A 24,500-nucleotide genomic window follows, 5' to 3' on the forward strand; every position below is an offset into this window, starting at 1 on the left:
TCGCAACGCAGTGGCTGCTGTCGCGATGGACGCCCGGCACCACCCCTGTGCACCCCGCATCGACAGGAACGCATCCACGTCCTCCAAGGTAGCCATGCCGGCGCCACTGTGGCGGTCGTCAAGCCACGTCAGAAATGCCCGAACATGCCAGCAGCGGTTGTTGACAGTCTTCGGCGACAGGCCACGCTCTCGCTGCATGTGCAGCGCAAACTCGTCCACGAGATCAGTGCCCGCCCTCGGCTTCGAAGGCGGCAACTGCAGACGCCCCATGAATCGCAACCAGTCGGTGGCTACTTGCACGAATCTCTGGCGCCGATCGGGTGAGATGCTGCGGCCGCGTCGCCGGTGATGCCGGATCCAACGATCGGCAACCGAGGCGACCTCCTCTGGCGCCACGCTCCTCGTGCCGCTGACGTCTAGGCGCTGCGCGACGACTAGGAGCTCGCTCGCCAGATTGGCAACTGAGTCCCTCGTCGCACCGGACGCGGCGAAGTGTGCAACAAAGCAGTCTCGCTCCTCGGCTGCCGGTCCATCGAGGTGCCGGGCTAGAACGCGCGAATACCGAAATAGAGTCTCGAGCATGACGGATCCCCTTGTGAACTGAGGGGACCCGACGCTACGCCGCCGGTGAAATTTATGTGATGCTCAGCGACCGACGTCCAGAGGGCGGCGCCGCCGGGCGCCACATATGAACCGACACCACATTAGGCATGAAAGCGCACATCGGGGTGGATGCCGAGTCGGGTCTGGTGCACACGGTGGTGGGCACGGCGGCCAACGTCAACGACGTGACGCAAGCCGGCGCGCTGCTGCACGGCCAGAAGTCGGTGGCCTTCGGCGACGCCGGGTATCGGGGCGTGCACAAGCGCGAAGAAGCGCGAGGCGCGAAGTGGCACGTGGCGATGCAGCCGGGCAAGCGCCGGCAGCTGGACCTGACGCGCAAGTGGGCGCGGCTGCTGGAGAAAGCCGAGCAGCTGAAGGCGAGCATCCAGGCCAAGGTCGAGCATCCGTTCCATGTGATCAAAAACCTGTTTCGCCACAAGAAGACCCGCTACAAGGGGCTTGCGAAGAACGAGGCGCAGCTGTTCAGCCTGTTCGGGCTGGCCAATCTAGCCATCGCCAAGAGGTCGTTGCTGGTCACTCATGCCCGGGGTGCGTCTTGAGCACCGAAAGTGGCCTCGAAAGAGGCGAAAAACGCCCGGCGGACAGACCTCACGGCGCGACGTTGACCGGAATCGCAACCGCATCGCGTCGTGATGTCCTCAGTTCCGACGACGTCGTTCATTGATCAGCATCTCCCTAGGCATTGAAAAGCCGGTATTGGCCGTTCACGGTACCACCGTAGTTCCTTGAATTTGCATGGCGGCAACGAAGTTCTGGCGCATTTGGGCCCTGTTTCTCCGGCGGATTGGTCATCCGCACGTTGTCCAAGCGGCTGAAACGTCCTTCGCGATGCCATCATCACATCCTCAGGACTGCGAGCTTTATGGTAGACCGAGCAAAGCGGTCGATGCTCTGCACCTCGAAGCCATCGCTGCTCCGCGCGCCCTGGCCTAGGCGAGATGTTCTCGCCTTTCTGCAGGCTTCCTGACGGCAAACGATTCGCCGTTTCCCGAGGACGATACCGGGTCGCCTTGTGAACTATTCAACGAATGTGACAAAAGCACATTCTTGGCGGCAAATCCTGAAAACGAACGTGTTACTTCGTGCAGCAGAATCGGGGCATACCGACTTCGGCTCCGAGATACGACATGACTAGCAGAATTTCAGCCGCATTCATCGCCGGCGTCCTGCTCTTTTTCAGCGCCACGGCCGGCGCAGCAGCAGCGCCAAACTTCGTGAACTACGACGTACTGATGGAAGTTTGGCTGACGCCGGTTCTTATCGCATTGGTATGCGCTATTGCTCTGTTCGGGTTGTGGAGGCTGATGGCACGGCGACGCCGTGCCAAGGCATTGGCCGCAGTCGTCGTGGGCGCAAAGGAGCGGAGTCTGCAGCGGCACACTGAGCGACAGCGCCTCGCGACGCAGTTCTCCGACCTCAACTACTAACTGAATCGAGCAAGCCGAGCTCAATCTTCGAACCGCCGGGCGAAGATGGCTCCTTTGCCGGCCAGCGAGCTCGCAGACCTTAGGGCGTTCGCGAATTGGAAGGTCGTGATGAAGGTCCGCAATTGGCCGCACTGAGCCTTCGGCCGCCGCCGAGCGAAAGCCAGGAAACGCTGCACAACGGTTGAGTCTTCGGCTCAGGCTTTCGAGCTAGGCCTGATTCGCATGCCCCATGCAGACCCCGATCTGTAGGGGGAAAGCACCATGCGTACCGCGTGCCTTCCGATGCTAAACCGCTGGCTTCGGCATCTGCTGGTACTTCGAAGGATAAGCATGCACTTCCCCCTGCATAACCGTGTCCTCACTGGCTCTCTTCTAATGCTGCTGCTCCTGGGCGGCTGCGGCGGAGGTGGTGGCAGCGCAGGGGGTTTCCCTGCCGCAGTCGCCCAGAGCACGAAGCCCGCGACAGCGGCGTCGCAGTCGGATCCTTCATGCACCGCGATCACTGCGAGCGGTTCCGTCGTCGTCGGCTCAGGCCTTCCTGGTGACCCGGCGGCCCCGGAACTCGCGTCGGGCTACCGCACCGGCATGCAGGCTGTTTCTGCCAAGAGCTTCATGGTGGTGGCGGCCAACCCACTCGCCAGCAAGGCCGGGTGCGACGTGCTCAAGTCCGGCGGCACCGCGGCCGATGCCGCGGTCGCCGTGCAGGCGGTGCTCGGTCTGGTCGAGCCGCAGTCCAGTGGCCTCGGTGGCGGTGCCTTCTTGCTGCACTATGACGCCCGGACCCAGGTGGTGCAGACCTACGACGGGCGCGAAACGGCACCGGCTGCTGCTACCGAGAACCACCTCCGCTGGATCGATGACGTGGCCGACCGCACCACGCCACGCCCGAGCGCGCGCGCGAGCGGCCGGTCCATCGGCACCCCGGGCGCGGTCCGCATGCTCGAGCTGGTGCACCAGGAGCACGGACGTAAGCCCTGGAAGAACCTGTTCGATGCCGGCATCGACCTCGCGGACAACGGCTTCAAGATCCCGGGGCGGATGGCAGATGCCATCGCCGGGGCGCGAACCAACCTGATCAGAGACGCCGAAGCGGCAGCGACCTACCTGAATCCGGACGGCTCCGCCAAGGCACTGGGGACAGTGCTGACGATTCCCGCCTATGCGCAGACGCTGAGGGCGCTCGCGCAGGGTGGCGCAGACGCCCTCTACACCGGCCCGATCGCCCAGGACATCGTGGCCAAGATCAACATGACCACCAGCGCCGACGGCAGCACGCCGATCACGCCGGGCAAGACCACGCTGGCCGACCTGGCGAACTACCGGGCCAAGAAGCGCGATGCGGTCTGCACCACCTACCGTTCGTATTGGGTCTGCGGCATGGGGCCGCCGTCTTCTGGTGGAATCGCGGTAGCCCAATCGCTGGGCATCCTGGAGAACTTCGACCTGAGCCAATACCCGCCCACCAACGTGGACAACGACGGTGGACGGCCGCAGACGATGGCCGTGCACCTCGTCTCCGAAGCCCAGCGCCTGGCCTATGCGGACCGCGACAAGTACGTCGCCGACACCGACTACCAGCCGCTGCCTGGCAATGGCGTGCCCACCATGGTCGACAGGGACTACCTGCGCGGCCGCGCCGGCCTGATCAACCTTGCCACCAGCATGCACACGTCGCAGCCGGGCAACCTCGGCCCGATCCCGGCCGGCATCATGCCGCCCTCGCCCGAGAACGGCACCACGCACATGACGATCGTGGACCGGGACGGCAACGTCGTGTCGATGACCACCACGGTCGAGTCGGGCTTCGGCTCGTATCACATGGCGCGCGGGTTCATGCTCAACAATCAGCTGACCGACTTTTCCGCCGCGCCGACCGACGCCAGCGGACTGCCGATTGCCAACCGTGTTCAATCAGGCAAGCGCCCGCGCAGCTCGATGGCGCCCACGCTCGTGTTCAGCAAGGCGGCGGACGGCTCCCGCGGCGATTTCGTGATGGCCACAGGCTCGCCCGGCGGCTCCGCGATCATCCAGTACGTGACAAAGACCTTGGTAAGCGCGCTGGACTGGAACTTCGATGCGCAACAGGCGAGCGCGATGGTGAACTTCGGCGCCTCCAACAGCCCGACCACCTCCATCGGCGGCGAGCATCCGAAGATCGATACCACCAACAACGGCGCCAACGATCCATTGGTGACCGCACTGCGCGCGATGGGACATACCGTGAACGTCGGTGCGCAGTCGAGCGGCGTCGCCACGATCATCCGGCTCCAGGATAAGAAAGGCACTTTGCAGGGCGGCGCCGACCCACGTCGTGAAGGCTTGGTCCTGGGGGACACGTTCACGCCTTAGACCGGTCTGCCGCGGGTGGTTGGTCGGAGGGCCATTGGGACCCTGCCGAAAGCGAGTTAGCTTAGCGCAAACAGGCAAGTTGGGGAGGCGACGGAGTAGTCAATGTCGGCCGGGTAGCAACTGACCGGAGCGCCAGTGACGCTCGTCGGGAAGATCTGGTCGACTCGATCGAGGTCGCTGACCAAGCTTGGTTGCGGCTCGCCCTGATCACGAAGGCGCTGGAGAACTAACTTTCAATGTTGTGTCAGACCCGTTTTCGGTGTATGTAGTCCGTGCGCGATTTCCGCGTTAAGGCCTCGTTCACGCAGCGTGCTTAACATTTGATCTTCCTCCTCCAAAGAGGACTTTCGAGTGTCCTCATTGCCCGCTTCGGCGGGCCTTTTTCGTGGCGATTCGGCTCAGTTCCGGGATTTCTGAGATTCCAGTTGGCGTACGAAGTGATCTACGCCCCAAGGCGAGGACTTCGAGGCCGATAGCCAGCTTACTGGACCAGCGTTTTGCCGGCGGTGCTCAAGGTGTTCGTCGCTGGCGAGGCTGTCGTCGCGCCCACCGATGACCCAGGCAACCACTCGCTGATGGCCTGCCAGCACGCCATCCCATTGGGCTGGTCGGTGGGCGACAACGTTGCAGCGGATCTGCTGGAAACTCACGCCCTAAGCCAACCGGACGACGTGACTTGCCTGGATCTCGGCCGCTGGGGGGCCGTGGTGACGCAAAGTTGAGAACACAGGGCATGGCTCGCGGGCGCAGAAGTTAACACGATGAAGTCAATCATCAACAGCAAGCTGATTTATCCGCTCCTGGACCCCGAAGCAGGCTTCGCGGCCGGCCAATCCGGCCTCAGCTTGACGCTCTGAACCCTCAGGCGCACCTGCCAGGCGCTTCCTTCGCCAGTCGTCAATGAAGACGCGCGATCGCTGGGACAGAGAGGCGATCGCACTCGCTCCGCTTTGATGCCTTCCTGCCAAGGCTATCCGGCATCGGTGGCCATCTTTCCAATGAAGATCCGCATGACCAGAGATGACCCCGTCGAGGGTCGAACCATCCAGCGCAACCACCACATTCCAGCCGTCGTAGGCGAATCGATGAACTGCAGAGTTTGTCATCATCACAATCCTCCAACTGGCTCGCGCGCTCCTTCAGTAGATTTCAATCCAGATGCTCCAGCAACAAGGGTGCCACGGCGCGCAAGAACGCAAGTTCACACGGCTTGAGCGCACGATGTTCGACGTCGAAGTGGCACAAAATCGCAACAGTGGGCCCACCCTGCGGACCGAGAGCCATCCCGAAGTACGACACGATTGGCGCGCCGAAGGTGAGGAGCCGATGGTCGATCCTGCAGTCGTCACACACGAATTCGCCGTTCTCGGCCGTCAGGCGGCACAGGGCCTCTAAGAGGAAAGCGCTCCGCACATACGCCCGATCCTCTCTGAAACGGTCAAACACACATAGCTGGCGCACCGTGCGATTGGCGAACGCATGCAGGGCTGTGCATCGGAATTGCGTTCGATCGTTCAGAAGCTCCAGCGCGGGGGGAAGTCCCCATTGTGTCAGGCGCGCATTGAACGCCAGAAGCTGGTCCTCGAACGGAATCTCAGTCGGCGCCATAGGATGCCAGGCTATTCACCGAAGATTTCCCGGATCGCGTCGCCCGCATCTCGCTGGCTGCCATCCTTGAAACCCCTGACGGCTTCGGTGCATTCATCGGTGACGAGCATGCCGAACTCACGCAGGCGCATGAGCAGCGCGTCCCCAGGCTTGATCAGCATCGCTGCCATTGCGCATCGCCTGAATATCTCGTCCGGCGCTTCGATGTTGATGGCCATGGTTGCCTCCGGTCTGCGGCTTCATGCATCGTTGGGCGCATGCCTGTCGGCTTGCTGGATCAATCGCCGTCGTGGGAACCAGGCACCGCCGCAAGGGGGATAGGAAATATAGCGCTTCGATGTGGCGGTACCCACGGATGTTTCGAGCGCTGCCCGCCACCCAGGCATCGCGCTATCAGGCATCGAATGGGGCGCCGCCAGCGAGAAAGGTTGAATAGCGCGAGGACTGGCCCCGCCAGAAATCCCACATGGCCGCGGGCCATGGTGCGAGCGCCAGCAACTGATTCAAATAGGAATTGACGAGAGGCACTTCACGAGCCAAGGAGTCGAAAGAGTCCGTATCGCACTTCAAGGACTCAGAAGTTGCATGCATGGAAAGTCTCCTTTTGTGAGAAGTAATGCTACGCAAGCTCTTGGACGCTGCTTTGATGTAGCTCAAAGCACGTTCTCGTTGCTCACGAGAGTTCGCCAGCGCGCCAACCGCGAGCGCGAGTCGACGATTCACCAACGCTCAGCGCCTGCCACAGTTCATCAAGGCTGTAAGGCTTGACAAGCACCGCGAACTCACCGCTCCCCGCTCCCGAGGTCGCTTCCGGATTGCCTGTCGTCAGAACGATAGGCAATTCAGGCCGCCGACGCCTGATCTCGCGAGCCAGTTCCAGGCCGCCCATGACTCCCGGCAGCATCACGTCCGACAGCACGATGTCGATGGATCGCGCGTCGGCCAGCGCCCCCAGGGCAGCAGTCGAACTGGCCGCATGGACGATCGTGAAGCCCAGTTCGCTCAGCATCTCGCGTGTCAACGCCGCTACTTCGACGTCATCTTCCACGAGCAGCACATGGCCGCGGCCAAGCGCCTTCCGAGGATTGGCCGGTCCGCTGGAGGTATCGGCCGCAGCGACAGGTTGCTGCAGCGAGCGCGGCAAGAGCAAGGTGACGACGGTGCCGACGGACGCGGCTGTCGAGCGTGAGCCGGCCTCCTGACTGCTGCACGAAACCATACACCTGTGGCAAACCCAAGCCCGAACCTTTGCCAACGTCCTTCGTGGTGAAGAAGGGCTCGAACACATGGGACTGAACTTCGGGGGACATGCCGCAGCCTTTGTCCTCCACCGAGAGCCGAACGAAATTTGCGATACCGCCGTCCTCGCCCACTTCGGATACGTTGTTCGCGGTGATCCTGATCGCGCCACCAACGGGCATGGCATCCCGGGCGTTCACGCACAGATTCAGTATGGCGAGCTCCAACTCTCCGGCATCGACCTCGACCGGCCACAAGTCAGGCGCCAGTTCCGTCTCGACTGCGATGTCGCCGCGCAGGGACCTTGTCACCAGGTCGCGCGTAAGCGCCAAGTTCGCAGCCAGGTCGATCGTCTCGAGATTGAGCGTGCGTCTGCGTGAGAATGACAGGAGCTGGCGCGTCAATCCGCTTCCGCGTGCAACAGCACGGCGCATGCTGGCATGCACCTTCTGCCGCTGCTCCGCGGATACATCGCGCTCCAGCACTTGAAGCCCATTGGCGAAGACGGCGAGCAGGTTGTTGAAGTCGTGAGCGACCCCGCCCGTCAACTGGCCGAGCGATTCCATTTTTTGCGACTGCCGAAGCATTTCCTGAGCCAGACGCAGCCGCTCCTGGTCCCGGACGCGCTCCGTGACGTCATAGACAAACTGGTATGCCCCTATCCGTTGCCCGTCGGGACCCAGTAAGTTGTTGCAGCGCATCTCGTAGGACCGGCGATCCCGGGCAGGATCGCCGAATTCCGCGACTTCGACGAACTCCTCGCCTGCGAGGGCTCGCGACCACACGGCCTTGACTGCCGCCTGGTGCTCCGGCTGCGATTCGAGCAACTCGAGCATGCTGCTTCCGACACAGGGACGTACGCCGAATATGCGCTCGAACTCGTTGGCCGCGGCTTGATTGATCGCGAGCCAGCGGTACTCGAGATCGGACACCTGGACAAAGGCGTTCATGCCTTCGACGATGTCGGCCAGAAGCTTGCGCTCGGCCAGCGACGCGCTCACACGCCGTTCAAGTGTCTCGTTGAGTTCGCGAAGTGCGCGTTCGGCCAGTACCCGGCCGGTGCTTTCCGAGACGGCGCAGAACATGCCGGCGACCTTGCCACCGTCGTGCACGGGTGAATAGGAGAACGTGAACCAGGTCTGCTCGTCGTAGCCCTTGCGGTTCATCACGAGCGGCAGATCTTCGCGAAAACTCGCGTTGCCGGACATGGCGGCATCGATCAGTGGAGCGATGTCCGTCCAGATCTCGGCCCATATTTCCCGGAAGCGCCGGCCCAGTGCCGCCGGATGTTTGGCGCCCAGGATCTTTGCGTAGGACTCGTTGTAGATGAAGCCGAGTTCCTCGCCCCATGCGACAAACATGGGGAACTGGGACTGCAAAAGCAGGTCGACGACCGTCCGCAATGCCTGGGGCCATTGTTCGGGTTGCCCGAGAGGCGAGTCCGACCAGTCGTGGCTACGCATCAGGGCGCCCATGCGTCCGCCGCCTCGAGGGAACTGAGCTTCCGGGACGTCGCGCGGCTTCACAGGATTGGATGAAAGCGAATCCGCCGAGAATATCTGCAAGACACTGAGTCTGGCCCCCCCATGAGGGAGGGGAGAGGAAGGGCTGAATTCACGAGACGTCTCCGACATGAGGGAACACAACTTCGACGAGCATGCGCCGCAAGAAGACCATCCCCATGGGATCTGGGTGCTCGGTTCCGACTCAGCGCGCACGAAGGACCTGGCCGACCCTCTTCAGCCAAGGTCGCGGCCCCAAAAAGACAGCGAAACTATCACCACGAAAGCTGAACCGGACTTGAACGGGCGCCATGGAATCGACGGCGTCACGAAGCCGTCCAACCCCTTGAGCCATTGCACTTCGGCGTGCACAATGCTTTGACAAGGCAACTGCAGACGTAGTGAACATGGACAAGCGATCGTTCCTGGCCACGGTACTTCTGGCCGCTCTCGCAACGGGGTGTACTACCACCTCAAAGACCGGGGCTGACCCGGCGGCGAAGCGAGCCAGCATCGATGCGTCGGTCGATGCCGCACTTTCCAAGCTCTACGCTCAGGCGCCGGGCTCGCGCGAAATGACGGGCAAGGCGAAGGGCGTGCTGGTGTTTCCGGCGGTGGTTTCGGCCGGGCTGGGGGTGGGCGGCTCCTACGGGCAGGGCGCATTGCGCATGGGTGGCAAGACCGATAGCTACTACAGCACCACGGCGGCATCGGTCGGCTTGCTGGCCGGGGCGGACTCCAAGGCGGTCTTCGTGCTCTTCATGACTCAGGAATCGCTGGACAAGTTCCGCACGAGCAGGGGCTGGACGGCGGGCGCGGATGCTTCGGTCACCATGCTGAAGATTGGCGCTTCGGCTGCAGTCGATACGCAGACCATGCAGCAACCCGTCGTGGGATATGCGCTCAGCAACGCGGGCCTGATGGCCAACCTCAGTCTCGACGGCACCAAGGTCAACAAGCTCGACTTTTGATTCGCCCAAGACGGCTCTCTCCGTCGCTCGGTCATGGGCGGAACCAGCTATTTCCTACTACCAGATACACCGCCGTGGTGCCTGGGCTGCGAGCCACGTCGATGCCCACATCCAGACCGAACTTGCGTGCCAGCTCGTAGCGGAAGCCGAAACCGCCGCTGCCCACGTTCTGCGTGGCAGAAAAATTCTCGCCGGTGGTGCGTGTCGTCCCACCCCCGCCGAACAAGACACCGCTCCAGCGGCCAAAGAAGCGCCAACGCCCCTCCACTTCGAGGGAGGCCACTTGGTCGCCCTGGTAGCGCATCGCGGGGACGCCACGCAGTTGGACGAACGGCCGCAAGAAGAAGGGGGTGCCGTCGGACGACCAGGCATAGCTTCCCCGCACGCCCAACGTGACGCCACGTGCCAATGGCTGCCAGCCCATCACGATCTGCTGGAAGCGCTCGAAGTCATCGGTCGAGCCCAAGGCCTCGCGTGACGCCAGCCAGGACGTTTCGGCATAGATTCCGCGCGTGGGCGTGAAGATGTTGTCCCGCGTGTCGTACTCGAGGATGGCGGTCGGCGCGGAGATCTTGATGCGGGCACTGTCGGCGAGACCGGCGGGCTGAGGCTCCTCGCGCAGCTTCGGGTCGACGTCGGCAAAGACGTAGCGCATGCCGATCGCCCACGGCGACTTGGGTGCAAGCTGCCAATTGACCTGTGCGACGGCGCCTGCGAACTGCAGCGAGTAGCGCACCTTCTGGTCCAACGATGGCAGTCCGGGGCCCAGGCCGTAGAAGTCGAGGTTGACCTGTCCGGTCGCGGCGCCGAACAGGGTGCGCAAGCGCCCGTCCATCCAGCGGCTGGCGTCCCCCGCGAACGCACCCTTCGTCCCGTTCTCGGTGGCGAACGCCCCGATGGCCGAGATGTCGGGGCGCGACCAACCTTCCTCACCCGCTTCCTTGCGTGGCCGCAGGAACATGCCGGCGGCGCCGCCGCCATAGCCGACGGCCGGCTCCGTCACGACGATCGGGATCGGCAGGAAACCGCGGGGATTCTCGAGGAAGCTGCTCAGGTCGAAGGCGCCATCCTCGGGATCGAAGAACCGTTCGCGGCCTCGTGGGGCGGGCTCTTTCATGGTCTCTGAAGTGAACGCACCCTCAGCGCGCAAAGGTTCGGGCGAGGCCTGGGCGCTGACGTCCGTCGAAGCGACCATGGCAAGCGCAGAAAGCAGGGCGTGCGGCAGCAAACGCATCGTTGAATGTCCAGACGGGGTGTGTAAACTTCGCGACGAATCCCCATTAGGGGCCTCCAGGCGCCGCCAGATCAGCGGGCTGATGCTCCGCAGCACTGCGCGCAGCTGCAGGACCTCCTGCCCGGAAGACACCCCAGTTTCCATTCCCGAAGCTTACTTTGCTGCACTGCACACCCCCAGGAAATGGATGCTCTCCATTCCGCGGTTTCCTCCATGGAGGCTTGTCCAACACCTGCCCTCAGGCCGTTGGCGCGCTCAACGGTGTCAGGCCGCACGGGCAGGTATCGGACAACCCTAAACCCCTCCGGTCATTCGCCTTCGATCGCTCAACGGCAGGAAGCAAGACGGAAGCAGTCGTTGGCTCAACCGAAAGGCAATCAGCGCCCAGCGCAGGCAGCTATTGGAAAGGGGTGGGAGCCACGCATCCGCCGAGCCTCGAGGCCCACGCAGACGACATGAGAAGGAATCAAATGTGCCGAGGGGCGTTTCCGCAAGGTTGACAGCGCCAGATCTTCCACTAAGAATCGGCTCGCATCTCGGCTTTCGTCTCGACGTTGCCGCGTCGTGAAGGAGATCTGTGGAAACATCGAATGAGCCTTACACCAAGGGACAAGAGCTGAGGAGCTTCCTGTTCCTTTCCGTCGTGATGGCGCCCGTGCTCGCGGGCATCATCGTCGCAGGTTGGGGCTTCCTGGTCTGGATGTACCAGATATTTGCTGGCCCGCCTGGCAGCTGAGCGATCGTGCATGCCTTGCAGCGCCCATGCCCCCCTGTTAAAAGGAAGCCACAGTGCCTGAAGAAGTGCATATCAGCAGCCTCGTGGTACATGCCGTCCCCAAGCGCTTGCAGCGCGTCGAGGAAACCATCGCCATAATGCCCGGCGCACGCGTGCATGGCAGCTCCCCCAACGGAAAACTCGTGGTCACGCTCGACGCCGACAGCGCTGACGAAATGCTGTCGCGGATCGGCGAGATCCAGCGTACCGATGGTGTGTTGTCGGCTGCGTTGGTCTACCAGTTCTCCGACACGGTCGAAGCGATGGACGAGGAGATCCCGGATGCCCATTGACAGACGGGACTTCATTCGCCAGACGGCCGCTGCCACCGCCGGTGCGATTGCCGGCATTCCGCTGCCTGGCAATGCGCAGACGCCGCCGATGGATGCAGGTTTCGATACGGCAACCGGGCTCAAGTGGTCGAAGGCACCTTGTCGTTTTTGCGGGACCGGTTGCGGCGTGACCGTGGCCGTGAAGGACAACCGCGTGGTCGCGACGCATGGCGACCCGCAGGCGGAAGTGAACCGCGGGCTCAATTGCGTCAAGGGCTATTTCCTGTCGAAGATCATGTATGGCGAGGACCGCCTGCTGATGCCGCTGCTGCGCATGAAGGACGGCCAGTACGCGAAGGATGGCGAGTTCAAGACCGTCTCGTGGGAGCAGGCCTTCGACGTGATGGCCGCGCAGTTCAAGCGCGTCTTGAAGGAGAAGGGGCCTACCGCAGTGGGCATGTTCGGCTCGGGGCAGTGGACGGTGTGGGAGGGCTATGCGGGCCTCAAGCTGATGAAGGCAGGATTCCGCTCGAACAACCTCGACCCCAACGCACGCCACTGCATGGCCTCGGCCGCGGTGGGATTCATGCGTACTTTCGGCATGGATGAGCCGATGGGCTGCTATGACGACATCGAAGCCGCCGATGCCTTCGTGCTCTGGGGCTCGAACATGGCCGAGATGCACCCCGTCTTGTGGACGCGCGTGACCGATCGGCGCCTGAGCGGGCACAACGTGAAGGTGGCGGTGCTGTCGACCTTCGAGCACCGCTCGTACGAGCTGGCCGACATCGAGCTCACCTTCACGCCGCAGTCGGACCTGGCAATCCTCAACTACATCGCCCACTACATCATCAAGACCAACCGCGTCAACCGCGAGTTCGTCGACAAGCACACCTCGTTCCGGCTCGGCAACGCCGACATCGGCTACGGGCTGCGTCCGGAGCATCCGCTGCAGAAGGCCGCGAAGAGTGCGAGCGACGCCGGTGGGTCGAAACAGATCACCTTCGACGATTTCGCCAAGTTCGTGTCAACCTATGACCTGGAGTACACGGCGAAGATCAGTGGTGTTCCGAAGAACCGGCTGGAGGCGCTGGCGGAGTTGTATGCCGACCCGAAGGTCAAGGTCATGTCGTTCTGGACCATGGGGTTCAATCAACACACGCGCGGCGTGTGGTGCAACAACATGGTCTACAACATCCACTTGCTGACCGGCAAGATTTCGACACCCGGCAACAGCCCGTTCTCACTGACGGGCCAGCCCTCCGCCTGCGGCACGGCCCGCGAGGTGGGCACCTTTGCCCACCGCCTGCCGGCCGATATGGTGGTGACCAACCCCAAGCACCGCGCCCATGCCGAAGAGATCTGGAAGCTGCCAGAAGGCACTATCCCCGGAATTCCAGGCTATCACGCCGTGCTACAGAACCGCATGCTCAAGGACGGCAAGCTCAACGCCTACTGGGTCATGGTCAACAACAACATGCAGGCGGGCGCGAACCTGATGCAGGAGGGCTATCCGGGGTATCGCAATCCGGACAACTTCGTCGTGGTGTCGGACGTCTATCCCACGGTGACAGCGCTGGCGGCCGACCTCATCCTGCCCGCCGCAATGTGGGTCGAGAAGGAGGGAGCCTACGGGAACGCCGAGCGCCGCACGCATTTCTGGCACCAGCTCGTCACGGCGCCCGGCGAAGCGAAATCTGACCTGTGGCAGCTGATGGAGTTCTCCAAGCGCTTCAAGATTGAGGAAGTGTGGCCCGAGGACTTGATCGCGAAGAAGCCCGAGTACCGCGGCAAGACGCTGTACGAAGTGCTGTTCCGCAACGGCCAGGTCGACAAGTTCCCGACGTCCGAAATGGAAGCCGGCTACGACAACGCCGAGGCCAAGGAGGCCGGCTTCTACGTGCAGAAGGGTCTGTTCGAGGAGTACGCCAGCTTCGGTCGCGGCCATGGCCACGATCTGGCACCCTTCGACACGTACCACAAGGTTCGCGGCCTGCGCTGGCCGGTGGTAGACGGCAAGGAGACCTTGTGGCGCTATCGCGAAGGTTCCGACCCGTATGTGAAGGCGGGCACTGGCTACCAGTTCTACGGCTATCCCGACGGCAAGGCGCTCATCTTCGCGCTGCCCTACGAGCCGCCACCGGAAATGCCCGACAAGGAGTTCCCGTTCTGGCTCTCGACCGGGCGCGTCCTCGAACACTGGCACTCGGGATCCATGACACGCCGCGTGCCCGAACTGCACAAGGCCGTGCCGCATGCCGTGTGCTACATGCATCCGGACGACGCCGCGGCACTCGGCGTGCGCCGCGGCATCGAGGTGCAGATCAGCTCGCGGCGGGGGAGCATGCGAACGCGCGTGGAAACGCGCGGGCGCAACAAGCCTCCTCGTGGCCTGGTCTTCGTGCCTTGGTTCGATGCGAGCCAGTTGATCAATAAGGTCACGCTGGACGCGACTGACCCCATCTCGTTCCAGACGGACTTCAAGAAGTGTGCCGTAAAAATCACCAAGGTGTGAGATGAAGCGCGTCCTTCACCACCTCTTGTCGCTGATGTTCGGCCTGCTTTGCGGGCTGACCGGCGCGCAGCCTTCCACCCCACTGGTGGATGCAGCGCGAGGGCCGGTGCCGGTGCCGGACTTCACCGCGCCACCGCTGCTGGGCAATGCCGTGAACGACGACCAGCGGCGCCCGCGCAACTACGACATGCAGCCGCCGACCATTCCACACCGCGTGGACGGCTACCAGATTGACAAGAACTTCAACAAGTGCCTCGATTGCCATGCGCGCAGCAAGACAGAGTTCTCGCAAGCCATTCCGGTCAGCGCCACGCACTACATTGACCGCGCTGGCAAGGTGCTGCCGCAGATTTCGACGCGGCGCTATTTCTGCATGCAATGCCATATCGCGCAGGATCCAGTCTTGCCGCTGGTGAACAATGGCTTCGAGAACGCTGAGCAGATGGCGAAGAAGGCCGCAGCGGCTGCGGCACAGGCCGGCAAGAAGTAGAAGCAGCGAGACGCCCCATATGATCGAACGCCTCAAGCGCTACTGGACCATCATCCGCCGGCCGAGCGTGCACTTCAGCCTGGGCTTCCTGACGCTCGGCGGCTTCATCGGCGGCATCATCTTCTGGGGTGCCTTCAATACGGCGATGGAAATCACCAATACCGAGAAGTTCTGCACCGGGTGCCACGAGATGCGCGACAACGTGTTCGCCGAACTCAAGACCACGATCCATTACACCAACCGCTCGGGCGTCCGTGCCATCTGCTCCAACTGCCATGTGCCGCACGACTGGACCGACAAGATGGCCCGCAAGATGCAGGCATCCAAGGAAGTGTGGGGCAAGGTCTTTGGCACCATCAACACGCAGGAAAAGTTTCGCGACAAGCGGCTCGAACTGGCGCAGCACGAATGGGCGCGGTTTAAGGCCAACGATTCGCTCGAATGCCGCAATTGCCATAACTACGAATACATGGACTTCACGCGACAGAGCGTTCGAGCTCAGAACATGCATTCGACTTACTTGGCCAACAAGGAGAAGACCTGCATTGACTGCCACAAGGGGATTGCGCATCAGCTACCGCATATCCCGCCCGGCGCGGCGCCGACCGACACGCCCGGCCAGATCGTGCCGAAGGAAGGTGATGAGGCACTGGCACCGCCCCCCGTGCCCGACTCCGCGGCACCGGGTGCCGCCCGGACGGGTGGCTGAGCTGTTGCAGCAGGGTCTTTTAGTCCGCGACCTCGAGTGCACGCGGGCAGGGCGCGTTCTCTTCGGCGGCCTCGGATTCGACGCCGCGCCCGGCGACGTGGTGCAGGTGCGCGGAGCCAACGGCAGCGGCAAGAGCAGCCTGCTGCGGCTGCTGTGCGGCTTGTTGCAACCCACTCGCGGCGAGGTGCATTGGCGCGACCGTTGCGTCGATCCGCGCGACGCGGGGTTTGCCGGCGCGGTGGCGTACTTGGGGCACGCCGGCAGCGTGAGCGGTGAACTCACAGTGATGGAGAACCTGCGCTTTTCGCTCTATGTCGCGGGCAGCCGCAGCGCCGATGCACAGTGCCGCGAGGTGCTGCAGCGCCTGCGGCTCGGCGACCGCGAGAACGAGCAGGTCCGCCATCTTTCGCAGGGTCAGCAACGCCGGCTGGGCTTGGCGCGCATCGTCCTGAGCCGCCGGCCGCTTTGGCTGCTCGATGAGCCCTGTGCCGGCCTGGACATCGAGGGTGAGGAATGCTTCGACTCGTTCCTGGCCGACCATGCACGTAGCGGTGGCGTGGCCGTAGTGACGACCCACCGCGACATTGGTCGCAAAGGCCCTTGCGCACACTCTCTCAACATGGACACACTCAGCAATGCTTGCAGCCTCGATACCGATCATCGGTCGTGAAGTGCGCCTGGCGTCGCGCCGGCCGATGGACGCCCTCAGCGCACTGCTTTTCTTTGTCGTGGTTGGCAGCGTGTTTCCGCTGGCCGTCGGCCCCGATGCTGCGATGCTCACGGCCATCGGCCCCGGTGTCGTGTGGGTCGCTGCGTTGCTGGCCGTGATGATTTCGCTGCACCGCCTGTTCCTGCCCGACTTGGAAGACGGCACGCTCGAGCAACTGCTGCTGTCGCCGCGTTCGCTGACGGGCATCGTCTTGGTCCGCATCGTGGGGCACTGGCTCATCAGTTGCCTGCCGTTGGTGGCCGTCGCGCCGGTTTTGGGGCTGCAGTTCGGGCTGTCGGCGCACGCGACCGGCGTGCTGCTGGTGTCGCTTTTGCTCGGGACGCCAACGCTGGTGCTGCTTGGCGCACTAGGCGCGGTGCTCACGCTGGGGCTGCGCGGCAATGTGCTGCTGGCGCTGATCGTGTTGCCGCTGTGCGTGCCGGTGTTGATCTTCGGCAGCGGCGCCGTCATGGCCACGCAACAGGGCTTGCCCGCGAGCCCGCACCTGTCTCTGCTGGGGGCCTGCCTGCTCGTGACGGCGTTGCTGTGCCCCTGGGCGGTCGGTGCGGCCTTGCGGCTGGCCGTCGAATGAGCAGTCGCGTCATGGACTCGCTTCGACGCATCGAATCATCCGCGCTGGCGCCGGCGTCAGCATTGCGCGGCACGTGGCGGCGCTTTGCTTCGCCAGCGGTGTTCCATGGCTGGGCCGGGCGCGCGGTACCGTGGTTCGCGATACTGGCCGGCGTGCTGGCTGTCGCAGGGTCGACCATCGGCTTTCTGGTCGCGCCAACCGACCACCAGCAGGGCGAGGTCTACCGCATCATTTTCATCCACGTCCCTGCGGCATGGATGTCGATGTTCATCTACCTCGTGGCGGCGTTTCACGCGGCGATGGGCCTGATTTTTAACACGCGGCTGTCTGCGCTCATGGCCCGGGCACTGGCACCGACGGGTGCTCTCTTTACCGTCATCGCGTTGTGGACTGGCGCCGTGTGGGGCAAGCCGACGTGGGGCACGTGGTGGGTGTGGGACGCGCGGCTTACCTCGGAGCTGATCCTGCTATTCCTCTATCTCGGGTACCTCGCCCTTGTGTCCGCCATCGACGACCCGCGCCGAGCCGACCGCGGCGGCGCCATCCTGCTGCTGGCCGGGGTGGTCAACATCCCGATCATCTATTTCTCGGTGCAGTGGTGGAACACCTTGCACCAGGGCGCATCGGTCAGCTTGACAGCGGCGCCTGCGATGGCGCACACCATGCTGGCCGGCATGCTGTTGATGGCGGGCGCGTGCTGGGCGTATTCGGCTGCGGTCGCACTGGCGCGCGTACGCTGCCTGATCGACGAGCGCGAGGCATTGGCGAGGCGACGATGAACGGCGGCGACCATTCCTTCTTCATCCTCGCCGCGTATGGTGTGACGCTGGTACTGCTTGCCGCCGAGGTGTGGATGCTGGTGCGGCGCCACCGCGCGCTGGTCGGGCGGGCACCGTTGCCGGGGTCGCGAGATGAAGCTTAGGCACCGACGCATCGCGATCATCGGTGGCGGACTGCTGGTACTGGCTCTGGCGACGCTGCTGGTGCTCAACGCGCTGCGTTCCAACCTCGTGTTCTTCTTCAGCCCGAGCCAGGTCTCGGCCAACGAAGCGCCGCGCAACAGCGCGTTTCGCATCGGTGGGCTGGTGGAGGGCGGCTCGGTGCAGCGTGGGAGCGACGGGTTGACCGTGCGCTTCGTCGTCACTGATCTCGCACAGCGCGTGCCGGTGAGCTATCGCGGCTTGTTGCCGGACCTCTTCCGCGAGGGTAAGGGTGTGGTGGTGGCAGGGCGGCTGCGTGCCGACGGCTCGTTCGAAGCCACGCAGGTGCTGGCCAAGCACGACGAAAACTACATGCCGCCCGAAGCGGCTGCAGCCCTGGAGAAGGCACGGCAGGCGCACACGGCGCCCACACTGGAAGCACATCCATGATCCCCGAGATCGGCGTCTTCAGCCTCGTGCTTGCGCTGCTCATCGCGGTGCTGCAGGGCAGCTTGCCGCTGGCCGGCGCGCACTGGGGTGTGGCCGGCTGGATTCGGCTCGCGCGCCCGGCCGCGCTCGGTCAGTTCGTCTTCGCGTCCATCGCGTTCGCGTGCCTTGCATGGAGCTTTCTCGACAACGATTTCTCGGTGCTCTATGTGGCGTCCAACTCGCATGGCGACCTGCCCGCCGTGTACCGCTTCGCGGCGGTGTGGGGAGGGCACGAAGGATCGATGTTGCTGTGGCTGTGCTTGCTGACCGCATGGACGCTGGCCGTCGCATTGTTTAGCCGCCAACTGCCCGAGGCCTACGTGGCGCGCGTACTGGCCGTCATGGCATGGCTGAGCGTCGGCTTCCTGCTGTTCCTGCTGTTCTTGTCGAACCCGTTCGCGCGCCTGATGCCCCCTGCGCTGGAAGGGCGCGACCTGAACCCGTTGCTGCAAGACCCTGGCATGGTGGTGCACCCGCCCATCCTCTATATGGGCTATGTGGGCTTCTCGGTGGCGTTTGCCTTTGCCATCGGGGCGCTGCTGTCGGGCGAGCTCAATGCGGCCTGGGCGCGCTGGTCGCGGCCGTGGACGGTGGCCGCCTGGATGTTCCTCACGCTCGGCATCCTGCTGGGCAGTGCCTGGGCCTACTACGTGCTCGGTTGGGGCGGTTGGTGGTTCTGGGACCCGGTGGAAAACGCGTCGTTCATGCCTTGGCTCGTGGGCACGGCGCTGATCCATTCGCTGGCAGTCACTGAAAAGCGCGGGGCGTTCCGCAGTTGGACGGTTTTGCTCGCCATCTGCACGTTCTCGCTGAGTCTGCTGGGGACCTTCCTGGTCCGCTCGGGGGTGCTGACTTCGGTTCACGCGTTCGCGGTTGATCCTGGGCGTGGGCTGTTCATCCTGGCCTTCATGGTGACGGTGGTGGGTGGCTCGCTGCTGCTGTTCGGCTGGCGCGCACCGCGCATCGGCCTGGGTGGTCGCTTCGCGCTGCTGTCACGTGAGTCGCTGCTGCTGGCCAACAACGTCGTGCTGACGGTCGCGGCTACGGCGGTGTTGATCGGCACGTTGTATCCCCTCGCGCTCGACGTACTCACCGGTCAGAAGATTTCCGTGGGGCCGCCGTATTTCGAGGCGGTGTTCGTGCCGATCATGGTCCCAGCAATCTTCCTGATGGGCGTCGGGCCGGTGGCGCGCTGGAAGCAAGCGTCGCTGCCCGAACTGGCGGGCCGCCTTCGCTGGGCGCTGGCGGCCAGCGGCGTGGCCGCGTTGCTGTTGCCGCTGGGGCTGCCCGCCGATCGACGCGCGTGGTCGCCGCTGTCCACCTTTGCACTGCTACTGGCCGCGTGGGCCGTTGCCAGCGCCATGCTGCATGCGTGGCAGCGCCTCGCCAGCGTAAAGGGCGGCTGGCTCGAACGCGCCCGTCGGCAGCCGCGCGGCTGGTACGGCATGCTGGTCGCGCATGCGGGCATCGGCGTGTTCATCTTTGGCGCGACGATGGCCAATGGCTTCGAAAGCAAGCAGGAGTTGAAGCTGCAAGTGGGCGACAACGTCACGATGGCCGGCTACGCGTTTCGCCTCCAGGGCATCGCGCCGAGCAAGGGCCCCAACTTCGAGGCGCTACGCGCCACAGTGCTCGTGACCCGCAATGGCGCAGTGGAGGCCACGCTGCATCCGGAGAAACGCATCTATCGGGCGCAGCAGATGCCGCTGAGCCAAGCGTCGCTCGATGTCGGCGTGACGCGAGACCTCTTCGTGGCGTTGGGTGAGCCGGCTGGAGAGCAAGCGTGGACCCTGCGGCTCCACGTCAAGCCGTTCATGGCGTGGGTCTGGGTGGGCTGCCTGCTGATGGCCTTCGGCGGCTTGCTCGCGGCGAGCGATCGCCGGTATCGCCTGGGCGTTGCCGCTCGCCGCACGGCAGGCATTGGGGGCGCGGCTGTGGGCGGTGCGGTGGCGTTCGGGCGGCAGGAGGGCCTCTGATGCGCTTCAAGCTGCCCTTCGCGATCTTCATCGTGCTGGCCATCGTGCTGGCCTTCGGGCTGACGCGCGATCCGAAAGTGCTGCCTTCGGCATTGATTGACAAGCCCGCGCCCGCCATCGATCTGCCGCTGTTGCATGACTCGCAGCAGACCTTCAAGGTCGACAGCCTGCGCGGGCAGGTCTGGCTGCTGAACGTGTGGGCGTCGTGGTGCGCACCGTGCCGCGACGAGTTGCCGGTGCTGATGGAACTTGCCGGCAAGGACGGCGTGGCGATCTTTGGGCTCAACTACAAGGACAAGAGCGACGCGGCGCGCAGTTGGCTGCAACGTTACGGCAACCCCTATCGCGGCTCGGCCGTGGACATCGACGGCCGCATCGGAATCGACTACGGGGTGTACGGCGTGCCCGAGACCTTCGTGATCGACCGCGCGGGCCGCATTCGCTACAAGCATCCGGGGCCGATCACTGCCGAAATCTGGCAGGCGCGCCTGCTGCCGGTGGTGCGGAGCCTGCAATGAGCCGTTGGTTTGCTCTGATGTTGTGCGCGGCGTTGTGCGGTGTGGCTGCGGCAACCTCCATCGAGGAAAGGGAAGCGAATCTCTCGGCCAGTTTGCGCTGCCTGGTGTGCCAGAACCAGACGCTGGCCGAATCGAATGCGCCACTGGCTTCCGACATGCGCCAGCAGATCCGTGAGCAACTCGCTCAGGGCAAGAGCGAGCAGCAGATCAGGGCTTTTTTCGAGCAGCGCTATGGCGCCTTCGTACGCTACGACCCGCCTTTCACGGCGTCGACGTGGCTGCTGTGGATAGGGCCCTTCGCGCTACTGGGCGTCGGGTTCGTGGCGATGTGGCGTCTGGTGTCGCGGCGCAATCGCTATGAGCCCGCGCCGCTGACGCCGGCCGAGCAGGCGCGCGCTGCGTCGTTGCTGAACGGAGATGCACCATGACGGGCCTGTGGCTCGCCGCTGTAGCGCTGCTGGTTGTAGCGCTGTTGTTTGTGATACCTCCATTGCTCCGGGAATCAGCGACGAAGGCGGTGGCGTCGGCAGACCTTGCGCGCCGCCTCTACGCCGACCAACTGGCGCAGCTCGAGAAGGATTTCAACGCGAACGTGCTGAGTGCGCAGGATCGCGCGCAGGCTATAGACGACTTGCAACGACAGGCGCTGGAAGAGTCGTCGCAAGCGCGTTTGCAGGCCGCACTTCCGGCCAGGCCGTGGATGGGTTGGGGCGTCGCCGGAGTCCTGAGCCTCGGCTTGCCGGCAGCGGCACTCGTGCTCTACCTCCACGTGGGCAACCCGATCGCCATGGCGACGCAGGTACTGTCCGCGCAGCAGGCCGATTCGCACGAGAACGCAGGCACCGAAATGGAGGGCATGGTCAGCCGGCTCGCCTTGCGGCTGCGAACGCAACCCGACGATGTCGAAGGCTGGATCGTGCTGGCCCGGTCCTACGAGGTCCTGCAGCGCTATGACGACGCGGTGGTGGCCTACCAAAAGGCGGTGGCGCTCGCTCCCAACCAGCCGCAGTTGCTTGCCGACTATGCCGACGCGTTGGGTTCGGCCCGCGATGGCGACCTGACCGGCCCGGCGCAGGCGGCCATAGACGCTGCATTGGCGATCGATGCGAACCATCCCAAGGCGTTGGCGCTCGCCGGCATGGCCGCCTTCAAGCGCGGAGATGTCGCGGCGGCAGGACAGCATTGGAAGCGGGTCCTCGAGCTGCTTCCGACCGACTCCGATGCCGCAGTGAAGATAGCGGGCGATCTGGCGCGTTTGGGTGTACAGCAGGATGTCACGCCACGCGCCGAGCCGACGGCCCAACCCATTTTCAAGCGGGTCGGCGGCACCGTTTCCATCGCAACGCCCTTGCTTGAAAAGGTCTCGCCGCAGGACACCGTCTTCGTGCTGGCCCGCGCACCCTCGACCGGGCGCATGCCGGTTGCCGTGCTGCGATTGCAGGCGAAGGACCTGCCGGCGAAATTCGTGCTCGACGACAGCTTGGCGATGTCGCCCGATCTGCCGATCTCGCGCTTCGATATGTTGACGGTGGAAGTGCGAGTGACGCGTTCCGGCCAAGCGGCTCCGCAGTCCGGTGACCTGACTGGAACGGCTGCGCAGGTCACGCTTGGGAAAGAAGACCTAGTTCTGCTCGCGGACAAGATGATTCCGTGATCTCTTCTTAGAACCTATCCGTAAATAGGTAAACTATCCATCCGAGCCGCAGCTGGCGCGGCGCTGGATCGAGATCTTGGTGAAACGTGTCGAGTCGTGGGTCGTAACCGATGAGTTCTGGCAGCGGGTGGAGCCGCTGATTCCTGCGCGCTCGGCGGCGGACAAGAGCTACATGCGCAAGCCAGGCGCTGGGCGGCCACCCAAACCAGCTCGACTGGTGTTCGAGGCTATCGTCTACGTGCTTCGCACGGGCTGCCAGTGGAAGGCGCTACCCAAGGAGCGCTTCGGCAGCGCAAGTGCCATCCACAAGCGCTTTCTCGAATGGGAGGCGGCCGGCTTTTTCGAGGCTCTGTGGCAAGCGGGTCTGGCTGAGTACGATCAGATGGAGGGCATCGCCTGGCGCTGGCAGAGCGTCGACGGCGCGATGATGAAAGCCCCGCTCGCACAGGAAGCTGTCGGACCCAACCCGACGGATCGGGGAAAAAAAGGGCAGCAAGCGTCACCTGCTGGTGGACGGCCGTGGCGTCCCGTTGTCGCTCGTCGTGACCGGAGCAAACGTCCATGACTGCAAGCGGCTGGACGATGTGCTCGCAGCCATCGTCGTCAAGCGCAAGGCCCCGCCACATCGGCGAAGCAAGCATTTGTGCGCCGACGCTGGCTACCGAGGCGCCGAGCACCTTCGCACCATTGAGAACCACGGCTACATCCCTCACGTCGTCGGTCGGCGCACAGAAGCCGACATCATCAAGCAGCGCGACCCTAAAAAGAAGGCGCGGCGCTGGATCGTCGAGGTCTGCCATAGCTGGTTCAATCGTTTCCGAAAGCTGCTCGTGCGCTACGAAAAACTCGAGCGCAGCTTCGTAGCGCTCAATCATCTTGCCGCGGCCATCATCGCCTTCCGCAAGGTGCCCGCGGACGTCAACATAATTTACGGATAAGCTCTAAGGTCGCGGACGCCTGAGGGGCTGACATCGGTTCAGGGGTAAGCGCCGCTTCCGAGGGGTTTGTTGCTGGCATGCGCGACTTCCGGATAGATTGAGTGGCGAAATTTCAGGGTGGCTGGTTCAAAACGAGTGGCTACGCGCGACTGGCCGCCGAGATGACAATCTCGACGCGGCGGTTCTTCGCTTTGCTCCGCGACGTCTCGTTGCTTGCCACCCGCCGCGCCTCCCCAAAGCCCTGAGCCGAAATGGCGTTCTGTGGCACTCCCTTCGAGACCAAGTAGTGCGCGACATCGTCGGCTCTTGCCAACGACAGGTCGAGACTGGATGGGAAGCGCCCCTTCAACTCCGGACCGATTGGCACGTTGTCGGTGAAGCCCTCCACCACGATCTGCTGGCCGGGCAGATCGCTGAGGGTCGGCGCGACCTTGCTCAGCGTCTGCTCACCATCGGGGCTCAGCCGCCAGCCTCCTTCGGGGAAGAGGATCTCGTTGACCATGGTCACCTTGAGTTGGTTCTGCAGCTGGGTGATCTGAACCTGATCGTTGCTCAACCCCCGGCTGAGCTGCCTGACGAGCATGGCGTAGGGGTCGGCCTTCTGCGCGTCGACGTTGTAGGTTTGCTGGGCGACGCAACCAGCGGCCAGCACGGTGGCGCATACGGCAAGGAACTCGGATGATTTCATGCCTCTCTCACTTCGCTGTCGAACAAGTGCAATCTGTCAACGTAGTCAGCGCCCCTCTCCGCGGCGGAGAATAGCCGACCGGACCATCCCCCTGTGCCATCGCTCGCCGAACTTGGCGCGCCTCGCCACCATGGAATCGTTGGGGTGCCAAGGTCGCCATGCGATCTTCAGAACCTGAACCCGGCGCCGACATCGCGACCTTGTCGAGCAACCCGTTGTCGCGCTTGTAGCTCAGGTAGCGGTAGCCGAACTTCAGCGAAGTGGTGGGCGAGTACTGGTAGCTGGCGCCGGCGATCGCCTG

At 63.8% G+C, this 24,500-nt stretch carries 27 protein-coding genes and 1 pseudogene; 20 read left to right on the forward strand and 8 right to left on the reverse strand.

The window, feature by feature from the left end; translation table 11 throughout:
- The coding region (locus QZH52_RS37585; RefSeq protein WP_301816367.1) for a site-specific integrase at positions 1 to 582 on the reverse strand (582 nt) is incomplete at its 3' end.
- 125 nt (positions 583 to 707) lie between these two features.
- On the opposite strand from QZH52_RS37585, the pseudogene QZH52_RS37590 reads away from it, so the two are divergent.
- From QZH52_RS37590 to QZH52_RS37605, 4 genes and pseudogenes are all read left to right on the forward strand, one after another.
- Positions 708 to 1,163: pseudogene (locus QZH52_RS37590) on the forward strand (transposase); the annotation flags it as partial.
- 588 nt (positions 1,164 to 1,751) lie between these two features.
- The gene (locus QZH52_RS37595) at positions 1,752 to 2,051 is read left to right on the forward strand and encodes a hypothetical protein (RefSeq protein ID WP_301816368.1); all 300 of its coding nucleotides are present in this window, start codon (positions 1,752 to 1,754) and stop codon (positions 2,049 to 2,051) included.
- Positions 2,052 to 2,381: 330 nt separating this feature from the next.
- Entirely contained in the window at positions 2,382 to 4,400 is a 2,019-nt protein-coding gene (locus QZH52_RS37600; RefSeq protein WP_301816369.1) for a gamma-glutamyltransferase family protein, read from the forward strand.
- 497 nt (positions 4,401 to 4,897) lie between these two features.
- Positions 4,898 to 5,122, forward strand: coding sequence for a hypothetical protein (locus tag QZH52_RS37605; protein ID WP_301816370.1), 225 nt, complete (start codon positions 4,898 to 4,900; stop codon positions 5,120 to 5,122).
- 427 nt (positions 5,123 to 5,549) lie between these two features.
- Here the strand turns inward: QZH52_RS37605 and QZH52_RS37610 are convergent, their stop codons facing one another.
- The 4 genes from QZH52_RS37610 to QZH52_RS37625 all read right to left on the reverse strand — a co-directional run bounded on the left by QZH52_RS37610 (position 5,550) and on the right by QZH52_RS37625 (position 8,722).
- Positions 5,550 to 6,008: a hypothetical protein gene (locus QZH52_RS37610; protein ID WP_301816371.1), complete on the reverse strand. Its 459-nt coding sequence runs from the start codon at positions 6,006 to 6,008 to the stop codon at positions 5,550 to 5,552.
- Positions 6,009 to 6,019: 11 nt separating this feature from the next.
- A complete protein-coding gene (locus QZH52_RS37615) occupies positions 6,020 to 6,226 on the reverse strand; it encodes a hypothetical protein (RefSeq protein ID WP_301816372.1) in 207 nt (68 codons plus the stop codon).
- Between the two features lie 455 nt (positions 6,227 to 6,681).
- A complete protein-coding gene (locus tag QZH52_RS37620; RefSeq protein WP_301816373.1) occupies positions 6,682 to 7,056 on the reverse strand; it encodes a response regulator in 375 nt (124 codons plus the stop codon).
- Positions 7,046 to 8,722 carry a PAS domain-containing sensor histidine kinase gene (locus tag QZH52_RS37625; protein WP_301816374.1) on the reverse strand — a complete coding sequence of 559 codons (1,677 nt, stop codon included), beginning with the start codon at positions 8,720 to 8,722 and terminating at the stop codon, positions 7,046 to 7,048. Before QZH52_RS37625 ends, QZH52_RS37620 begins: the two co-directional genes overlap by 11 nt.
- Before the next feature lie 434 nt (positions 8,723 to 9,156).
- On the opposite strand from QZH52_RS37625, the gene QZH52_RS37630 reads away from it, so the two are divergent.
- Positions 9,157 to 9,720 (forward strand): BPSL1445 family SYLF domain-containing lipoprotein, encoded by a 564-nt coding sequence (locus QZH52_RS37630; protein ID WP_301816375.1) that lies wholly within the window; start codon positions 9,157 to 9,159, stop codon positions 9,718 to 9,720.
- A 31-nt stretch (positions 9,721 to 9,751) separates the two neighbouring features.
- Here the strand turns inward: QZH52_RS37630 and QZH52_RS37635 are convergent, their stop codons facing one another.
- On the reverse strand, positions 9,752 to 10,954 hold the full coding sequence (locus QZH52_RS37635; RefSeq protein WP_301816376.1) for a BamA/TamA family outer membrane protein: 1,203 nt from the start codon (positions 10,952 to 10,954) through the stop codon (positions 9,752 to 9,754).
- A 577-nt stretch (positions 10,955 to 11,531) separates the two neighbouring features.
- On the opposite strand from QZH52_RS37635, the gene napE reads away from it, so the two are divergent.
- The 15 genes from napE to QZH52_RS37710 all read left to right on the forward strand — a co-directional run bounded on the left by napE (position 11,532) and on the right by QZH52_RS37710 (position 23,511).
- Positions 11,532 to 11,690 carry a periplasmic nitrate reductase, NapE protein gene (napE, locus tag QZH52_RS37640; protein ID WP_301816377.1) on the forward strand — a complete coding sequence of 53 codons (159 nt, stop codon included), beginning with the start codon at positions 11,532 to 11,534 and terminating at the stop codon, positions 11,688 to 11,690.
- Positions 11,691 to 11,743: 53 nt separating this feature from the next.
- A complete protein-coding gene (locus tag QZH52_RS37645; RefSeq protein WP_301816378.1) occupies positions 11,744 to 12,022 on the forward strand; it encodes a chaperone NapD in 279 nt (92 codons plus the stop codon).
- Positions 12,012 to 14,516 carry a periplasmic nitrate reductase subunit alpha gene (napA, locus tag QZH52_RS37650; protein ID WP_301816379.1) on the forward strand — a complete coding sequence of 835 codons (2,505 nt, stop codon included), beginning with the start codon at positions 12,012 to 12,014 and terminating at the stop codon, positions 14,514 to 14,516. The genes QZH52_RS37645 and napA overlap by 11 nt, the downstream gene beginning before the upstream one ends.
- 34 nt (positions 14,517 to 14,550) lie before the next feature.
- A complete protein-coding gene (locus QZH52_RS37655; RefSeq protein WP_301816392.1) occupies positions 14,551 to 15,006 on the forward strand; it encodes a nitrate reductase cytochrome c-type subunit in 456 nt (151 codons plus the stop codon).
- A gap of 19 nt (positions 15,007 to 15,025) precedes the next feature.
- Positions 15,026 to 15,715 carry a cytochrome c3 family protein gene (locus QZH52_RS37660; protein WP_301816380.1) on the forward strand — a complete coding sequence of 230 codons (690 nt, stop codon included), beginning with the start codon at positions 15,026 to 15,028 and terminating at the stop codon, positions 15,713 to 15,715.
- Positions 15,708 to 16,385 carry a cytochrome c biogenesis heme-transporting ATPase CcmA gene (ccmA, locus tag QZH52_RS37665; RefSeq protein WP_301816381.1) on the forward strand — a complete coding sequence of 226 codons (678 nt, stop codon included), beginning with the start codon at positions 15,708 to 15,710 and terminating at the stop codon, positions 16,383 to 16,385. The genes QZH52_RS37660 and ccmA overlap by 8 nt, the downstream gene beginning before the upstream one ends.
- A 25-nt stretch (positions 16,386 to 16,410) precedes the next feature.
- Positions 16,411 to 17,016, forward strand: coding sequence for a heme exporter protein CcmB (gene ccmB / locus QZH52_RS37670; protein WP_301816382.1), 606 nt, complete (start codon positions 16,411 to 16,413; stop codon positions 17,014 to 17,016).
- An 11-nt stretch (positions 17,017 to 17,027) separates the two neighbouring features.
- A complete protein-coding gene (gene ccmC, locus QZH52_RS37675; RefSeq protein WP_301816383.1) occupies positions 17,028 to 17,795 on the forward strand; it encodes a heme ABC transporter permease CcmC in 768 nt (255 codons plus the stop codon).
- Entirely contained in the window at positions 17,792 to 17,938 is a 147-nt protein-coding gene (gene ccmD, locus QZH52_RS37680; RefSeq protein ID WP_301816384.1) for a heme exporter protein CcmD, read from the forward strand. The genes ccmC and ccmD overlap by 4 nt, the downstream gene beginning before the upstream one ends.
- On the forward strand, positions 17,928 to 18,386 hold the full coding sequence (gene ccmE, locus QZH52_RS37685) for a cytochrome c maturation protein CcmE (RefSeq protein WP_301816385.1): 459 nt from the start codon (positions 17,928 to 17,930) through the stop codon (positions 18,384 to 18,386). The genes ccmD and ccmE overlap by 11 nt, the downstream gene beginning before the upstream one ends.
- The gene (locus QZH52_RS37690) at positions 18,383 to 20,401 is read left to right on the forward strand and encodes a heme lyase CcmF/NrfE family subunit (RefSeq protein ID WP_301816386.1); all 2,019 of its coding nucleotides are present in this window, start codon (positions 18,383 to 18,385) and stop codon (positions 20,399 to 20,401) included. The genes ccmE and QZH52_RS37690 overlap by 4 nt, the downstream gene beginning before the upstream one ends.
- Positions 20,398 to 20,919 (forward strand): DsbE family thiol:disulfide interchange protein, encoded by a 522-nt coding sequence (locus QZH52_RS37695; protein WP_301816393.1) that lies wholly within the window; start codon positions 20,398 to 20,400, stop codon positions 20,917 to 20,919. Before QZH52_RS37690 ends, QZH52_RS37695 begins: the two co-directional genes overlap by 4 nt.
- A complete protein-coding gene (locus QZH52_RS37700; protein WP_301816387.1) occupies positions 20,916 to 21,347 on the forward strand; it encodes a cytochrome c-type biogenesis protein in 432 nt (143 codons plus the stop codon). The genes QZH52_RS37695 and QZH52_RS37700 overlap by 4 nt, the downstream gene beginning before the upstream one ends.
- On the forward strand, positions 21,344 to 22,573 hold the full coding sequence (gene ccmI / locus QZH52_RS37705) for a c-type cytochrome biogenesis protein CcmI (protein WP_301816388.1): 1,230 nt from the start codon (positions 21,344 to 21,346) through the stop codon (positions 22,571 to 22,573). The genes QZH52_RS37700 and ccmI overlap by 4 nt, the downstream gene beginning before the upstream one ends.
- A 76-nt stretch (positions 22,574 to 22,649) precedes the next feature.
- A protein-coding gene (locus QZH52_RS37710; protein ID WP_301816389.1) for an IS5 family transposase occupies positions 22,650 to 23,511 on the forward strand; the annotation gives its coding sequence in 2 pieces (ribosomal slippage) (positions 22,650 to 23,062 and positions 23,061 to 23,511; 864 coding nt in all).
- A gap of 139 nt (positions 23,512 to 23,650) precedes the next feature.
- Here QZH52_RS37710 and QZH52_RS37715 read toward each other — a convergent pair.
- Both QZH52_RS37715 and QZH52_RS37720 read right to left on the reverse strand, forming a co-directional pair.
- Positions 23,651 to 24,199 carry an OmpA/MotB family protein gene (locus QZH52_RS37715; RefSeq protein ID WP_301816390.1) on the reverse strand — a complete coding sequence of 183 codons (549 nt, stop codon included), beginning with the start codon at positions 24,197 to 24,199 and terminating at the stop codon, positions 23,651 to 23,653.
- 7 nt (positions 24,200 to 24,206) lie between these two features.
- Positions 24,207 to 24,500: hypothetical protein (locus tag QZH52_RS37720; RefSeq protein WP_301816391.1), on the reverse strand; the 294-nt coding region annotated here is incomplete at its 5' end.

Origin of the sequence: Variovorax ginsengisoli (assembly GCF_030486595.1) — a bacterium.
Taxonomy (GTDB): Bacteria; Pseudomonadota; Gammaproteobacteria; order Burkholderiales; family Burkholderiaceae_C; genus Variovorax; species Variovorax ginsengisoli_B.